Source organism: Hymenobacter qilianensis (assembly GCF_014638675.1).
GTDB lineage: Bacteria > Bacteroidota > Bacteroidia > Cytophagales > Hymenobacteraceae > Hymenobacter > Hymenobacter qilianensis.
In genome coordinates this window covers 531,607-547,845 of sequence record NZ_BMFN01000001.1, presented here as the reverse complement: position 1 = coordinate 547,845, position 16,239 = coordinate 531,607, and the positions used below count along the sequence as shown (strand labels likewise).

Annotated in this window: 14 protein-coding genes; 11 read left to right on the top strand and 3 right to left on the bottom strand. The window is 54.4% G+C overall.

Annotated features, from left to right (window positions below; all coding sequences use genetic code 11):
* Window positions 1-43: 43 nt before the first annotated feature.
* The 3 genes from IEW06_RS02225 to IEW06_RS02215 all read right to left on the bottom strand — a co-directional run bounded on the left by IEW06_RS02225 (window position 44) and on the right by IEW06_RS02215 (window position 3,140).
* Window positions 44-1,105 carry an Ldh family oxidoreductase gene (locus tag IEW06_RS02225; protein ID WP_187734080.1) on the bottom strand — a complete coding sequence of 354 codons (1,062 nt, stop codon included), beginning with the start codon at window positions 1,103-1,105 and terminating at the stop codon, window positions 44-46.
* A 148-nt stretch (window positions 1,106-1,253) separates the two neighbouring features.
* Window positions 1,254-2,207 carry a Ppx/GppA phosphatase family protein gene (locus IEW06_RS02220; RefSeq protein ID WP_223284864.1) on the bottom strand — a complete coding sequence of 318 codons (954 nt, stop codon included), beginning with the start codon at window positions 2,205-2,207 and terminating at the stop codon, window positions 1,254-1,256.
* 51 nt (window positions 2,208-2,258) lie between these two features.
* Window positions 2,259-3,140, bottom strand: a complete 882-nt coding sequence (locus IEW06_RS02215; protein WP_187734082.1) for a class I SAM-dependent methyltransferase — start codon at window positions 3,138-3,140, stop codon at window positions 2,259-2,261.
* A gap of 134 nt (window positions 3,141-3,274) precedes the next feature.
* Here IEW06_RS02215 and IEW06_RS02210 point away from each other — a divergent pair, with 134 nt between their 5' ends.
* The 11 genes from IEW06_RS02210 to IEW06_RS02165 all read left to right on the top strand — a co-directional run bounded on the left by IEW06_RS02210 (window position 3,275) and on the right by IEW06_RS02165 (window position 16,197).
* Window positions 3,275-3,802 carry a mycothiol transferase gene (locus IEW06_RS02210; RefSeq protein ID WP_187734083.1) on the top strand — a complete coding sequence of 176 codons (528 nt, stop codon included), beginning with the start codon at window positions 3,275-3,277 and terminating at the stop codon, window positions 3,800-3,802.
* 56 nt (window positions 3,803-3,858) lie between these two features.
* Window positions 3,859-4,653, top strand: a complete 795-nt coding sequence (gene dapF / locus IEW06_RS02205) for a diaminopimelate epimerase (protein ID WP_187734084.1) — start codon at window positions 3,859-3,861, stop codon at window positions 4,651-4,653.
* Window positions 4,654-4,715: 62 nt separating this feature from the next.
* Window positions 4,716-5,228: a GNAT family N-acetyltransferase gene (locus IEW06_RS02200; RefSeq protein WP_187734085.1), complete on the top strand. Its 513-nt coding sequence runs from the start codon at window positions 4,716-4,718 to the stop codon at window positions 5,226-5,228.
* Between the two features lie 225 nt (window positions 5,229-5,453).
* Complete coding sequence (locus IEW06_RS02195; RefSeq protein ID WP_188547344.1) at window positions 5,454-6,677, top strand: glycosyltransferase family 1 protein; 1,224 nt, start codon at window positions 5,454-5,456, stop codon at window positions 6,675-6,677.
* Between the two features lie 95 nt (window positions 6,678-6,772).
* Window positions 6,773-7,954 carry a UDP-galactopyranose mutase gene (gene glf, locus IEW06_RS02190; RefSeq protein ID WP_187734086.1) on the top strand — a complete coding sequence of 394 codons (1,182 nt, stop codon included), beginning with the start codon at window positions 6,773-6,775 and terminating at the stop codon, window positions 7,952-7,954.
* A gap of 190 nt (window positions 7,955-8,144) precedes the next feature.
* Complete coding sequence (locus IEW06_RS20660; RefSeq protein WP_229743027.1) at window positions 8,145-9,452, top strand: family 1 glycosylhydrolase; 1,308 nt, start codon at window positions 8,145-8,147, stop codon at window positions 9,450-9,452.
* A gap of 3 nt (window positions 9,453-9,455) precedes the next feature.
* Complete coding sequence (locus IEW06_RS20655) at window positions 9,456-10,388, top strand: SDR family oxidoreductase (RefSeq protein WP_223284866.1); 933 nt, start codon at window positions 9,456-9,458, stop codon at window positions 10,386-10,388.
* A 160-nt stretch (window positions 10,389-10,548) separates the two neighbouring features.
* Window positions 10,549-11,199, top strand: coding sequence for a hypothetical protein (locus tag IEW06_RS02180; protein WP_187734087.1), 651 nt, complete (start codon window positions 10,549-10,551; stop codon window positions 11,197-11,199).
* 195 nt (window positions 11,200-11,394) lie between these two features.
* A complete protein-coding gene (secA, locus tag IEW06_RS02175; RefSeq protein ID WP_187734088.1) occupies window positions 11,395-14,808 on the top strand; it encodes a preprotein translocase subunit SecA in 3,414 nt (1,137 codons plus the stop codon).
* Between the two features lie 197 nt (window positions 14,809-15,005).
* Window positions 15,006-15,683 carry a deoxyribose-phosphate aldolase gene (deoC, locus tag IEW06_RS02170; RefSeq protein ID WP_188547342.1) on the top strand — a complete coding sequence of 226 codons (678 nt, stop codon included), beginning with the start codon at window positions 15,006-15,008 and terminating at the stop codon, window positions 15,681-15,683.
* On the top strand, window positions 15,664-16,197 hold the full coding sequence (locus IEW06_RS02165) for a sporulation protein (protein ID WP_187734089.1): 534 nt from the start codon (window positions 15,664-15,666) through the stop codon (window positions 16,195-16,197). Before deoC ends, IEW06_RS02165 begins: the two co-directional genes overlap by 20 nt.
* Window positions 16,198-16,239: the final 42 nt, after the last annotated feature.

The following is a 16,239-nucleotide window of genomic DNA, read 5'->3' as shown; positions in this document are numbered from 1 at the left end:
TTAGTTCTGGGGGGCTTTTTTGTGCTGCATGTTGCGTCAGAGACTAGAGATGCACGCCAAACTTGCGGCCAACCGTTTCCAGATCCTGCACTACAGTTTCGAGTAAAGGAATGCCCCCCAGCAGGCGTTCCGCAGCCATTTCGCGCTCCGGGTCGCCGGGAATAAGGACTTGCTGTCCGTCCACGGCACGGGCCTGGCGGAAAGTGGAAATCCAGTTATCCATATGCGCTTTGAATTCCGTAGCCGGGCGGAAAGCATCGACGCGCATGGCTCCAAAAAAATGGCCGATGCCCTGGCCCACCGGGTCGGCGGGCGGCTGGAGAAAGGCAACAAAAGGCGGCACCCACGGTCCATAGTTAGCGCCCGACAGCACCGCCGAGAAAATATCGACCACACTGCCTAAGCAGTAGCCTTTGTGCGACCCGGTTTCGCCGCCCAGCGGCAATAAAGCGCCGCCGTCTTTCAGCTCATTCGGGTTAGTAGAAGATTGCCCCTGCGCATCCTGAATCCAGCCGGTAGGCGCAGGCTGCTGCTTACGCTGCAAAATCTCAAGCTTACCATTAGCGGCCGTCGTGGTGGCAAAGTCAGCCACAAAATCGGGCTGCTCGCCGGCCGGGATGGCCACGGCAATGGGATTGGTGCCCAAAAGCCGATCGAGCGAGTGAGTAGGCGCTACCAAAGGGCTGGCATTGGTCATGGCAATCCCAATCATATCGTGGGCCAGCGATTTCATGGCATGGTAGCCCGCAATACCAAAGTGGTTGGAGTTTTTCACCGAAACCCAGCCTGTGCCCGCAATACGCGCTTTTTCCAAAGCCACCTGCATCGCCTTGGGTGCCACCACCAAGCCTAGGCCACCATCGCCATCTACTACAGCCGTGCTGGGCGTTTCATACACTACACCCACCCGCGGTGTCGGATTGATACGACCTGCTTCCCAAAGACGCACGTAGCCAATAAGCCGCGCCACGCCATGCGAGTCGATACCGCGTAGGTCGGCTGCCAGCAGCGCTTCCGTGGCCGTAGTAGCGTCGGCTTCGGGGCAGCCAATACTGCGAAAGACGGCCTCGGTAAACGTGAACAGGTGATTATAGGAAAAGATCATAGCAGGAAAATAGCAGCAAGCTCTGCCGTGTAGTCAGGAATTAAACAGGAAACTGCGAAGCTGTAGGCGCAGAATAGGGGAGAGGGCGGCTGGGGGGCAAATTTCGCCTATCAACCCAAATAGAGTGCTGGCGCTGAATTGCTTGGACTTAGGCGCTCAGAATCTCTGCCAGTAAACCTTCCTTCAGGGCATAAGTTGAGGCCCTTATGTTGGAATCGGTGAGTTGGTAGGTTGTCAGGATGAAATCAACCAGCACGCAGGCCACCACAATCATATCGGCGCGCATGGGCGTCATGCCGGGCATAACCAGGCGCTGGGCATGGGTGGTGGTGAGCAGCAGGTCGTAGCTTTGATAGAAGCTCTGAAGCGTAATTTCGGTAACGGGCGGCGGCATTTCGGGGCGAAACTCGTTGCGCTGAGCTGCCTGCAAATCCCCCAGCGTATCAAATGTGCCGGAAGCGCCCACCAAGCCAACCGGGCGGAACTGATGCACGGCCGCTGTCAGCGGCGCGAGCTGCTCGGCCAGATAAGCCTGCTCAGCGCGTACATCATCGGCCGTGAGCGGATCGTGCTTGAAAAACAAGTCAAGCAGCCGCTGCGCCCCGATTTCAAAGCTTTGTTTCCAGAAAATGGTGTCCTCGTTGGCAATAATGAACTCGACGCTCCCGCCGCCAATATCTACCAGCAGGTGCGGCGTGTGGCCGAGCGCCACGGCTTGCCGCATGCCTTTGCAGATCAGCTCCGCTTCCCGGTCACCCGGAATAATATCGACTTTTATGCCTGTCTGCTCGAAAATATCCTCGGTCAGCTCCACGCCGTTGCGGGCGCTGCGCACGGCGCTGGTAGCAGTAGCATGTACATCCGTAACCTGATGCAGCTCTATTTCCTCCTGAAAAGCCGTCAGCGTGTGCAACGCCCGCGCATACGCCTCCGGCGCGATTTCGCCGCTGCTGATACCGCCTTCGCCCAGTTTTACGCCCACTTTGGTACGCAGCAGTATGGTGGCCTCGGCATCGGAGCCCGTGGGGGGCATTTCTACGATGAGCAGGTGAAACGTGTTGGTGCCCATGTCAATCAGGGCCAGACGCGGCGTTTTGGTCATTGTCATGGGGTATGAATTCAGTGAAAGGCCCACCTTCCGCAAAGTGTGAGCTTAGGAGCTAAACCGGCAAAATGTGCCGAGCGGCAGCTTGCGCTGGCCTTGGTCGTGCAGATAAATCTCGCCGATTTCGCGGGTACCTCGAATAGCCGGAAAAATATCGGCCACCAGATTATCCAGAATAAGCGCCGAGAAGCCCAGCGAGTACAAGTTGATCAGAAAAAAATGATCCTGCGGGTCTAGCAGCTCTTTGCAGAGCTTAAGTAGCTCGTTCAGCTCATCTTCCAGTTGCCACTTCTCTCCATTCGGGCCACGGCCGTAGGCGGGCGGATCGAGGATGAGGCCCTGGTATTTGCTGCCGCGCTTTACTTCGCGCCGTACATACTTCATGGCATCTTCCACCAGCCAGCGCACGCCATCGAGCTGACTGGCTTCCATGTTGTCGCGGGCCCAGAAGTTTACTTGCTTCACCGAGTCGAGGTGAGTGACATCGGCGCCGGCGGCCCGGGCAGCCAGGGTGGCCGCGCCGGTATAGGCAAAAAGGTTAAGTACCCGTGGCTGCGCGGCCTTGCGCTGTTTGGTTTGCTCAAAAATGAAGCGCCAGTTAGGGTCCTGCTCCGGAAACAGGCCCACGTGCTTAAAGGCCGACAAGCCCAGGCGAAAGCGCAAATGCAGGTCGCCTTGGTCATAATTAATGACCCATTGCTCGGGCATACCGGGCTTCAGCTGCCACTGCCCGCGCTCCTGGCTGCCTTTTTCGCGGCGAAACGTGGCGTGGGCGCGTTCCCATTCGCTGGGGGGCAAATGCTGGTCCCAGATGGCCTGGGGCTCGGGTCGGGCCAGCACGTAGCGCCCGAAGCGTTCGAGCTTTTCGAAGTTGCCCGCGTCGAGCAGTTCATAATCGGGCCAGGTGCCGGTAGTGAGGAAGGAATACATAAGGCGTCGTGAAGCTGCCGCTGGGCAGGCAGCCAAAGGTAAGGCAGTCGCGTAAGCTTTGTGTTGATCGTGTTATTTTAGGAGCTGCGGCTACAGTATAGCGTTTACTCTGAACCTCTATTACGTTGCCTACTATGACTACTTCGCAAGCTAACGTGAATGAAACCGCGCGCATTGTTGACCAGCTTCAACGTGCCTTCGATGGATATGCCTGGTCGGGCCCGTCGTTGCTGACTACTCTGCAGGGCTTGAATGCTACGCAAGCAGCAACTCGGCTACTGCCTCAGGCGCACTGTATTTGGGAAATCGTATTGCACCTAACAGCCTGGATAGAAACGGTGCAGCAGCGCACACAGCAAGATAAACTGATAGAACTATCAGCGGCTGCCGATTGGCCTCCCATTCCATCCAGCGCTGATGAGGCCACGTGGCAACAAGCGCTAACTGGTTTGCGCCAAGCTCATACCCACTTGATCAACACGGTAACTCAATTAACCGATACCGACCTTGAGCGGCAGCTAGGCGGGTCCCGCGACCATGAGCAGGGTGGTGGAGTGAGCTACTATGTAACACTCCACTATGTAACACTCCACGGGCTCGTACAGCATAATTTGTATCATGCTGGTCAGATTGCCTTATTACGAAAGGGACTTGTTCCGTAATACCAGTTGATAACCCAGAAGTAGAGTTTACCACCCATAAATGCGACCTTTGCCCTATGACACTTCGTTTCTTTAAATACCAGGGCACCGGCAACGACTTTGTGATGGTGGATGACCGTGAGCGGCAGTTTGATGAGAGCAATCATCAGCTGGTGCGGCGCCTCTGTGACCGGCGGCTTGGAATTGGAGCCGATGGCCTGATTCTGCTGCGTCTGCACCCCGACTACGATTTCGAGATGGTGTATTTCAATGCTGACGGGTATCTGGGTTCGATGTGTGGCAATGGCGGGCGCTGTACAGTAGCTTTCGCCCACCACTTAGGAGTTATTGAAAATGAAACCCGCTTCATTGCCGCAGACGGTGCGCACGAAGCACACATAGAAACTGATGGTACCGTAAACCTGCGCATGCAGGATGTGCTGGGCCAGCAGGAGATAAGTGAAGACGGCGTCTTTCTGAATACGGGCTCGCCCCATATTGTGCGGTTTCTGGATCCAAGCCGTTTGGCCGAGCTAAATGTGGTGAGTGAGGGCCGGGCCATTCGCTACAACGAGCGGTTTCGGGAACGCGGCACGAACGTAAACTTTGCAGAAATGCCCCCCACACCCGATTTGCCTTGGCAGGTGCGTACCTACGAGCGGGGCGTGGAAGACGAAACCCTTTCCTGTGGAACCGGCGTGACAGCCGTTGCGCTGGCTGCGTCCCGGCGCGGAGCCGTGAGCCCCGTGAACTTGCGTACCCCCGGCGGCGACCTACGGGTAGCATTCGAAGCGCTGCCTGATGGCTCCTTCACCAATATTTACCTCAGCGGTCCGGCCCTACGCGTATTTGAGGGCAGCATAGATGTATAGTCGCCAGATATTTTGCCCCCAGTCGATTGGTAACGGCTGCTGAGCTTATCGATTTTAGGTCAATGGCATCTACCCCGATTTTTCTGCGCGCCCTTGAGGATTCCGATCTGGAGTTTCTGTACGCATTGGAGAATGACCGCGATATATGGGGGGTGTCAGATACCATGGCGCCCGTGTCGCGCTATGCGTTGCGTGATTACTTAGCTCATGCCGCCGCCGATTTCTACGAAGTGCGCCAGCTACGGCTAGTTATCTGCGCTCAGACGGATGGGCGAGCCGTGGGCATCCTCGATATATTCGACTTTCAGCCGTTACACCTGCGGGCTGGGCTGGGCATTACGGTGCTGAGCACTGAAAGGCGGCGTGGTTTTGCTTTGGCCGCACTAGCCGCAGGTTTAGATTACGCTCGTCTCACCTTGCGCCTGCATCAACTATATTGTACAGTAGCGGCTACCAACCAAGCCAGTTTGCGTCTGTTCCAGAAAGCTGGTTTTCGGCGGGTTGGCGTTCGGAAGGATTGGCTACGGACTGCTGGTGGGTGGGATGATGCTGTTGAGCTTCAAAAGGTATTATAATAACTACTGTATAAGGCAATTAGTAGCGGGTTAAGTACTTACAGATTTTATAACCAAGTAGGATAAGAACTAGTGTTGAGGTTGTTTTTTGCTAATTAAAATAGCATTAAAGTAGAGGTATCCTTTTTAGCAAATAGCCGTATAGATCAAGTGTTGTAGCACCGGAGAATTATACTGTTGAGTTAGCGCTTCCGGTTTACCACGATACTTTCTAGCCATTTGTCTATGCCGATTCCTACCTCGGCGGGAACGCCTACGCGCGCTTCAGCCTCAGTGTCAACCCAAACTCCTGCTTCTTCCCAAACGATTACCCATACTCCTTCCTCTTACACCTTACCAGATCTGGTTTGCTTTGCGCACCTGCATTGGGATTTTGTATGGCAGCGTCCTCAGCATTTACTGTCGCGTTTTGCGCAGTACGGCCGGGTTTTCTATGTAGAAGAGCCATTTGTGCACGGCGATGACGCGTCTCTTGAAGCACACTTCGAAATAAAAGAGCGTCAGAATGGAGTGAAAGTGCTGGTAGCTCACCTGCCAGCCGGCCTTAGTGAGGAAGCTACTGATCAGGCTCAAGCGAAGCTGCTGACGCAGTATTTTGCTGAAAATAGCATCGATCAGTTCGTGTCGTGGTATTATACCCCGATGGCGTTGAGTAAGTCACGTCATTTGCAGGCGGCCCTCACCGTGTACGACTGCATGGACGAGTTGGCAAACTTCAAATTTGCCCCCCCGCGGCTTCGTGAGTTGGAGCAGGAGCTTTTTGAGCGCGCCAGCCTAGTATTCACCGGAGGTCAAAGCCTGTACGAGGCCAAAAGCCTGCAGCACGCTGATGCGCACGCCTTCCCGAGCAGCATTGATAAAGCCCATTTTGGCCAAGCCCGTGAAGCCGGCGTTGACCCTGCAGATCAGGCCATAATTGCACATCCTCGTGTCGGGTTCTTTGGCGTAGTCGATGAGCGCCTGGATATTGAGTTGCTAGGCCAACTTGCTGAGGCGCATCCGGAGTGGCAGTTTGTCATTATCGGGCCGGTGGTGAAGATTGAGCAGGCCGCGCTGCCGCGTACTTCCAACATCCATTATCTGGGGGGCAAAGACTATAAGGAACTCCCTATGTATTTGCGGGGTTGGGATGTAGCTACGTTGCTTTTCGCTGATAATGAGAGCACAAAATTTATTTCGCCTACCAAAACGCCCGAATACCTAGCTGCGGGCAAACCGGTTGTCAGCACGCCTATTCGGGATGTAGTGCGGCCTTACGGAGAGTTGAACCTGGTACAGATCGCGGCGGCTGCCGACGAATTTGGACAAGCAATCGGGCGAGCATTAAAGCAAAAAGACGATGCCGAGTGGCTCGCTCGCACGGATGAGTATCTGGCAACCATTTCTTGGGACCGTACCTGGCAGGATATGGTAAACCTGATGCAGCAGCGCCTCGCCGACAAGAAATAATTAGGACAAAACCGAATAAACGGTGGTCCTCGTAACTGATTAAACTTTAAATAGCCTCACCGCCCCTTATTCCTCACCAAAACACAAACTTAGCTATGTTCGATTATCTGATCGTTGGGGCCGGCTTCGCTGGCAGCGTACTAGCCGAACGGCTCGCTACCCGCTCTAACAAAAAAGTTTTGATTATTGATAAGCGCAACCACATTGCTGGTAACGCCTACGATCATTACAATGAGGACGGGGTGCTGGTGCACAAATATGGCCCCCACATCTTCCACACCAACTCCAAAGACGTATTCGAATACCTCTCCAATTTCACCGATTGGCGTCCGTATGAGCACCGCGTATTAGCCTCCGTCGATGGGCAGATGGTGCCCATGCCTATTAACCTGGACACCATTAATAAGCTGTATGGCCTTAGCCTGAATAGCTTTGAAGTAGAGCAGTTTCTGGAGTCGTTAGCCGAAACCATTCCGGTTATCAAAACGTCGGAAGACGTGGTAGTAAGCAAGGTTGGCCGCGAGCTGTATGAGAAGTTCTTCAAGAACTACACGCGCAAGCAGTGGGGCATGGACCCTTCGGAGCTGGATAAGTCGGTGACCTCGCGCGTGCCTACCCGCACCAACCGCGACGACCGCTACTTCACCGATACCTACCAGGCGATGCCTCTGCACGGCTACACCCGGATGTTTGATAAGATGCTTGATCACCCGAACATCAAGGTGATGCTCAACACGGATTATCACGAAATTATCGACTTTGTGCCCTTCAAAGAAATCATCTTTACGGGTCCGGTTGATGAGTATTTCGACTTCAAGTTTGGTAAGCTGCCTTATCGCTCCTTGGAGTTCAAGCACGAGACGCTGAACATAGAGAAGTTCTTGGCTGCGCCGGTAGTTAATTATCCTAACGAGCACCTGTACACGCGCATTACCGAGTTCAAGGCTCTCACCGGCCAGCAGCACCCCAAGACCAGCGTAGTGTATGAGTACCCGAAAGCTGAGGGAGACCCTTACTACCCAATTCCGCGCCTCGAAAACGCCGAATTATACAATAAGTACAAGAAGCTGGCCGACGAAACCCCCAATGTTCACTTTGTAGGTCGCTTGGCTACTTATAAGTACTACAACATGGACCAGGTGGTAGCGCAGGCGCTCACCTTGTATAAAAAGCTGACCGAGAAAACGGAAGAAGCTCAAAAAGTGAAAAAACCAGCCATTTCTGGCTCAACTTCGTTAGTAGAAAAACTGGTTTCCCGCGCTCCGGCGAAGGAGTAGCGTTTTTAGTACAAACGGCTGTCAGACGTCTGTCACCCTGCGTGGGCAACGAGTGGTTTATAAGTCAAAAAAGCCCCCCGGCTCCTGACTTTTAACCTCCTCGCTCCGTGCAGGGTGACAGAGCTGTTTTCGGATGGTGCCAACTCAACAATTGTGTTGCAGGTGTAGGCAGCCATAAACCGATAGAAGGATGGAAAAAGTAGACATGTGGGGGGGCGTTGAGTGCACCATACGACGAATTGGCGACGGATATTCCGACCAGCTTGTGAGTAGTGGTCACCGCACCCGAATGGAAGACTTGGACCAATTCGCTGAGTTAGGAATTAGTAAGCTGCGCTATCCCATACTCTGGGAGCAGGTAGCCCCGGAAAGTCTGGATAATCCGGACTGGACCTGGACCGACGAGCGCATGGCTCGTCTGCGTGAGCTGGGCATCGACCCTATCGTTACCTTACTACACCACGGCAGCGGCCCGCGCTACACGGCCCTGCACGAGGATAGCTTTGCGCCTGGCTTGGCGCGCTTTGCTCGTATGGTGGCCGAGCGCTATCCGTGGATAAAGCACTATACGCCCGTAAACGAGCCCCTGACCACGGCCCGCTTCAGTGGCCTCTACGGCATCTGGTATCCGCATGCTTTCGATGATCACACCTTCGTCCGGATTCAGCTGAATCATATTAGGGGCGTGAGAGATGCGATGAAAGCTATTCGGGAGGTAAATCCGGAGGCTCAACTCGTACAGACCGAGGATCTGGGCAAAACGCATTGCACCCCGGGCCTGGCCTGGCAAGCCGAATTCGAGAACAACCGGCGCTGGCTCACGTTCGACCTGCTCTGCGGCTACATTGATCGGCACCATCCCTTCTGGGGCTACCTGCGTGAGAATGGCGCGTCGGAGGCCGAACTGCTGGAACTTGCCAACGACCCGTTTCCGCCCGATATCTTGGGCATCAACTACTACATCACCAGTGAGCGGTTCCTGGACGAGAACCATCATCACTTTGACGAGCACCACTTGCGCCGCCGCCACGGCCGCACCGATTATGTAGATGTAGAAGCCGTACGGGTGCGCTTGGTAGAGTTGGCCGGCCCTCACGACCTTTTGCTGGAGGCCTGGGAGCGGTATCATTTACCCATTGCCATCACGGAGGTTCACCTCGACTGTACCCGCGAAGAGCAGATGCGCTGGCTGCAATATGCCTGGGACGCGGCCAATCAGCTGAAGGAAGAAGGCATCGACATGCGCGCCATCACCGTATGGTCCTTATTGGGCGCCTACGATTGGAACTCGCTGCTCACCCAGGAGGGCGCATTTTACGAAAGCGGCGTTTTTGATTTGCGGGGGGGCACACCTCGCCCCACGGCGCTGTTCAAAATGGTGAAGGGCCTTGCTACGGAAGGCCACTATGATCATCCGCTACTACAATCTAAAGGCTGGTGGGAGCGCGAGGAGCGCTTTATCTATCACCATCATTGCCCTGTCGCTAAAGCATCTTGACCTATGAAAGTACTTGATATGAACGATCTGACCGCAGACTTGCAGAAGCCGGCGGTTCAACCCTTACTTATTACGGGCGCCCACGGAACGCTGGGCCGAGCTTTTCAGCGCGTTTGCGCCATTCGGGGCATCGAAACGGTGTCCTTGGGTCGTGAAGAGATGGATATCACCGATCCGATTTCGGTGGAAAAAGCAATAGCTCAGCACAACCCGTGGGCGGTCGTAAATACGGCAGGCTACGTGCGCGTTGATGAAGCTGAAGCCGACTTTGAGCGGTGCTACCGCGAAAACACGACTGGACCAGCCATTGTAGCCGCCGCCTGTGCCTACCGCGAAATCCCCTTCCTAACGTTTTCCTCTGACCTCGTATTCGACGGTAATAAGTCGGCTGCCTATGTAGAAACGGATACTCCAAGCCCACTAAATGTGTATGGCAACAGCAAGCGCCTCGCCGAGCGTGATGTGCTGGCTTGCATGCCAAATGCATTGGTGGTGCGTACCAGTGCCTTTTTTAGCCCCTGGGATGAGTACAACTTCGTATACTTTGCCTTGCGGGCGGGGCATCACAAGCAAGCTTTCGAGGCTGCCGATGATGTCTTGATTTCACCTACTTATGTTCCGGATCTGGTAAATGAGTCGCTAAACCTGCTCATTGACGAGGAGAAAGGCGTGTGGCACTTAGCTAATCAGGGTTCCTATACCTGGGCCGATCTGGCGCGTCTGGCCGCCGACATGGCTAATCTGGATACCTCCTTTGTGGTGCCCCGCTCTATGCAGGCGTTTGGCCTGGCTGCGGCGCGACCGATGTATAGCGTTCTGAGCAGCGAGCAGGGCAATATGATGTCCTCAGTGGAAGAGCGGCTGGGGCGGTGCGTATCCGAAATGATGCATAATATCAGTAACTTATCTGAGGAGCCTATTGCCGTAGCGTCCTGATATTTTTAGCAATTGAGAAGTCTAAAATATTTCAATTAAACAACTAATTCATAAATACTTAACTGTCTTATTGGGTTATTGGCAAAGTCAGATTACGCCAAATTCTGGTTCAGTAGCTGATCTGCTAGCTGGTTAGCTTGCCAATGTTTTAAACCCATATATGATGATAAAGTCTTTACGCAATTTGTGTATTGCGGCAACTCTGAGTAGCCTGTTCGGTGCCTGCCAGAAATATGAAGGCCCTACGCTGGCAGAGGGTCTGGTGGTAGAAATGCGAACAGAGAAACCAGTGCCATATGCCTGGATAGAAGTGTATGCCCAAGCAGGTAGTGGCCTGCATTCGGGTTATAGCTCTTTCGCAGAACCACATCAAGCAGATGCTAATGGCCGCTTCAGTTTCAGCTTTGATGCGGACAAGGAAACTACATACATTTTGAAAGCATACTCCGATAAGGGGCATCGTTCGCACTGGGGTAGAGAACCGTATATAGAAAATGGGCATAATAATAAAGGGTTGCAGATTCCAGTAGCGGCTCCAGCTTGGGTTAAGATTCGAGTAGCACAGCAGCCTGATCGCCTACCTGATGCTATTACAGTGTCTGGCCCTTGGTTCGATCAAGGGTATATTTCGACTCTTGATCTGCGTAAAACTGATTATGGTAAGGTGAGCTATCACACGATTGACTCCAGTATGCCAAATGATAATATGTGGGTACATTGGGAAGTAAACTTTGGTGGACAGCTTACTCCTTACCGGCAGACTTTCTCTGTCCAGCCCTTTGATACAGCTGAAGTGGTTGTTCGCTATTAATGTGATACTACCAGGCTGAGATGTTGAAAAAGCCCCCCAGAACCTGACAACTTTTCTATCCCGAAAACCCCGCACACTCTTTGAGGTGACGGGGTTTCGCCGTTTTGGAGGCTGGGGGGCATTTTGGCCGGTACTTTCCCAAAAACGCCGTAAATTTGGAGTGCGCCTTGGCGTTTTAAGCTAAATAATATCAGCATGTTTGATTTCCTAGGGAAAACCGTCGCCAAGATTTTCGGCTCCAAATCGGAGCGGGACTTGAAGGAGATTATCCCATACGTGGCGCTTATCAACGCCGAATCTGCCAAACTGGCATCGCTCTCCGACGACCAGCTGCGCGAGCAGACCCAGGAAGTCCGCGCCCGTATCGATGCTCATCTAAAGGCTACCGACGACCAGATAGCCAGCCTGCATCAGCGCATCACTGACCAGCCTAACCTCGATATTACGCAGAAAGAGCAGCTCTTCGAGCAGATCGACGCGCTCGAAAAGCAGCGTAACAAGGAGCTGGAAGTGGTACTGCTGCAAGTGCTGCCCGCCTCTTTTGCCATCGTGAAAGAAACGGCGCGCCGCTACAAAGAAAACGGCCAGTTAGCGGTTACTGCCACCGACTACGACCGTGAGTACGCCTCGCGCAAAGGCAACGTCACCATTCAGGGCGACCAGGCCGTGTGGGCCAACAAGTGGATTGCCGGTGGCGCCGAAATCACCTGGGACATGGTGCATTACGATGTACAGCTGATTGGCGGCGTGGTGCTGCACCAAGGCAAGATTTCCGAGATGGCCACTGGTGAGGGTAAAACACTTGTTTCGACTCTACCAGCTTTCCTCAATGCCCTGGCTAAGCGCGGTGTTCACCTGGTAACGGTGAACGACTACCTGGCCAAGCGTGACTCGGAGTGGAATGCGCCGCTCTTCGAGTTCCACGGCATCACCGTCGACTGCATCGACAAGCACCAGCCCAACACCGATGCGCGCCGCCGCGCTTACGCCGCCGACATTACTTACGGCACCAACAACGAGTTTGGCTTCGACTACCTGCGCGACAACATGGCGCGCGAAACCGAGGAGCTAGTGCAGCGCAAGCATCACTACGCCATGGTCGACGAAGTTGACTCCGTACTGATTGACGATGCCCGGACGCCGCTGATTATCTCCGGCCCCGTACCCCGCGGCGACGTGCACGAATTCTACCAGTTGAAGCCCCGCATTCAGATGCTGGTGGATGCTCAGAAAAAGATAGTGCAGGACTATTTGGTGCAGGCTCGTAAGCTCATCAAGGAAGGCAAAGACGGGGCGGAAGCTGGTGGTAAGGACGGTGAGGGTGGCCTGATGCTGTTCCGCGCTTACCGCGGTCTGCCCAAGAGCAAGCCGCTGATCAAGTTCTTGTCGGAGACGGGCATGCGCGCCGTGCTGCAGAAGACGGAGAACTTCTATCTGGCTGATAATTCGCGGCAGATGCCCAAAGCCGATGAGCCGCTGTACTTCACCATCGACGAGAAAAATAACCAGATTGAGCTAACCGAAAAAGGCATTGACCTGATTACGGCCCAAGGCGAAGATCCGCAGTTATTCATCATGCCCGATATCGGGATGGAAATCGCGGCCATCGAGAACAGCAAGACCATTGGCGACGAGGACAAGCTGCACCAGAAGGAAAAGCTGATGCAGGACTACCAGGAGAAGTCGGAGCGGGTGCACACCGTAAACCAGCTGCTAAAGGCCTACACGCTGTTTGAGCGCGACGACCAGTATATCCTGACCGACGACGGCAAGGTGAAAATCGTGGATGAGCAGACCGGCCGCGTGATGGAAGGCCGCCGCTACTCCGACGGCTTGCACCAAGCTATTGAAGCTAAGGAAAATGTGCGCGTAGAAGACGCTACGCAGACCTACGCTACGGTTACGCTTCAGAACTACTTCCGCATGTACCACAAGCTGGCTGGCATGACCGGCACGGCCGAAACGGAAGCGGGTGAATTCTGGCAGATCTACAAGCTCGACGTGGTTGTTATTCCGACCAACCGTCAGATTTCGCGCAAAGACGAGCACGACAAGGTGTACAAAACCGTGCGCGAGAAGTACAACGCCGTAGCCGAAGAAATCCAGACCTTGGTACAAGCTGGCCGCCCCGTGCTGGTAGGTACTACGTCGGTGGAAATTTCGGAGCTGGTAAGCCGCATGCTGAAGCTGCGCGGCATTCAGCACCAGGTGTTGAACGCCAAGCAAAACCAGCGCGAGGCTGAGATTGTAGCTGGAGCCGGTTTCCCCGGCACAGTGACTATTGCCACCAACATGGCAGGTCGTGGTACCGACATTAAGCTAAAAGAAACTTCGCGTGAATCGGGTGGTCTGGCCATCATTGGTACGGAACGCCACGAAAGCCGCCGCGTAGACAGGCAGCTGCGTGGTCGGGCCGGTCGTCAGGGCGATCCAGGTTCTTCGCAATTCTTCGTGTCGTTGGAAGACAACCTGATGCGCTTGTTCGGCTCGGACCGCATTGCCAAGCTCATGGACCGCATGGGTCTGGAGGAAGGCGAAGTGATTCAGCATTCCATGATTACGAGCAGCATTGAGCGCGCTCAGAAGAAAGTGGAAGAGAACAACTTCGGCACGCGGAAGCGCCTGCTGGAGTACGACGACGTGATGAACGCCCAGCGCGAAGTAGTGTACAAGCGCCGCCGCAACGCCCTGTTTGGGGAGCGTCTGGAACTGGATATCTGGAACATGATTTACGACGTCTGCGACGACATCGTGAACGTGCACAAGATCAGCAACGACTTCGAAGACTTCAAGCTGGCTGTTATTCGGGTGTTTGGCTATGATACCCACCTGACCGCTCAAGACCTGACCAGCCAGCAGGCGCCCGCTTTGGCGCAGAAGCTGTACGATGAGGCGCTAGGCTATTACCAGAGCAAGAATGACCACATCGCGGCCAATACTTTGCCGCTGGTCAATGATCTGATCAGTCAGAACGCACCCTTCGAGAATATCGCCATTCCGTTTACCGATGGCCGCAAGCAGATTACGGTAGTTACCAACCTGCGTCGCAATCAAGCTACCGGCGGCCACGAAACGATTCGGGGCATGGAGAAAATCGTGGTTCTCTCTACCATCGATACGGCCTGGACGCAGCATTTGCGTCAGATGGATGACCTGAAGCAAGTGGTGCAAAACGCGGTGTACGAGCAGAAAGACCCGCTGTTGGTGTACAAGTTTGAGTCGTTTGAGCTGTTCAAGCAGATGATTGGCAAAGTGAACGAGGAAACGGTTTCCTTCCTTTTCCGCGCCGACATCCCAATGCAGCAGGAAAACGGCCACACCCAGGAGCCCGAGTTCTTTGTGGAGGCCGATTTGCCCCCCGCACCGAAAGCTCCCAAGCTGAAAGCGCAGAAAGAGGTTTCGTCCGTTTCGCTGGGTGCCGGACCGGAAGACTTAGGCCCCGAGTCAGCGCCGGTGCTGGAAAAGCAACAACCCGTGCGTGCGCACAAAGTGGCTAACCGCAACGAAAAAGTAAGCGTGCAGTACATGGACGGCCGCATCGTACGCGACGTGAAGTACAAAACCGTAGAGGACGATTTGCTGAACAACCGCTGCGTATTGGTTGACTAACAGCAGCCCCGCGGTTTGCAATTGAAGTAAGTGGCAGGTGGCTTTTCAGGAAGCTGCCTGCCACTTGTTCTTTGGCAATGTTTCTGTGTAGGCCAGGCATCGGAAGCCCTGATCATTAGCTTGCTAGAGCAAACAATAGTGACTGTGCGAATCCGATTTAGCGCTACCTTACCTTTGCCTTCCTGTTGATTCGGTTTATGAGCCTTCCTATTACCCAGCTTGCCGCCTCCATTGATCATACTTTATTGCGCCCCGATGCCACGCCCGATGAAATAGCCCAGTTGTGCGCCGAGGCAGTGCAGTTCAAATTCGCAACGGTCTGTGTGCCGCCATGCTACGTGCGTTTTGCCGCCGAGCAGCTGCGGGGGGCAATTCCGGTGTGTACTGTGGTCGGCTTTCCGCTGGGGTATCAAATCACTAAAGTCAAGTTTTTTGAGGCCCATCAGGCGCTAAATGATGGAGCTACGGAGATTGATATGGTTATCAATATCGGTGCCTTCAAGTCGGGGCGGGTAGAGGAAGTAGAGGACGAAATTGGCCAGTTGGTAGAGCTGTGTCACTTCAAAAACGCAATTTTGAAAGTGATTATCGAAACGGCTCTGCTTACGGAAGAAGAAATAATAACCGCCTGCCGGATCTGCGCGGCCGTGGGGGCCGATTTTGTGAAAACCTCGACTGGTTTTGCTGCCCGCGGGGCTTCCGTGGCCGATATTACATTGATGCGTGACCATTTGCCCCCCAGAGTCCGCATAAAAGCTGCCGGGGGCATTCGGACTCGGGTGGCGGCGCTAGCTTTGCTGGCTGCTGGTGCCCACCGGATAGGCTCCTCCAATAGTCTGGTTCTGTTAAAAGAAGATGAAATTCCTGCTGCGTAACGTGTTTTTATTTTCCGCCTTACTTTCACTGGCGTCATGTGCGGCCTCAGGAGTAGGTAAGACCTCTACCCCTGATACTACCCGAAGGCGCGAGTCGGCTCCGGCCGAAGACCTGAGCCGCTACCGGCCCGTGTTTACGTCGCCGGCATCCACTACTCAGCCAGTTGGTCCGAAGCCCGCCGTGACGCCGACAAATCACGTGAACAGCCAGATTGACCAGCGACTCCGCGATCAGGCCGTCACGAACATGAACGTAAAATATGCTCAGGGCTACCGCATTCTGGCTTACGTAGGCTTGGAGCGCGACCAGGCCATGGCAATCCGCCGCGCCGTAATCAGTCGCTACCCTGAGGAAACGGACTACATAACATTCAAGCAGCCAACGTATCGTCTGCTTATTGGTGATTATCTAACGCGTCTGGAAGCCGAGCAAGCCATGCTGCGTATCAAGCCGCTGGCTCCGAAAGCCCAACTGCAGCCGGCACAAGTGGTGCTGAACAAAACCCGTTTTTAGTCTGCCGAGGCTACCCCTCAGTTTGTCCGCTAAGCGCTAGCA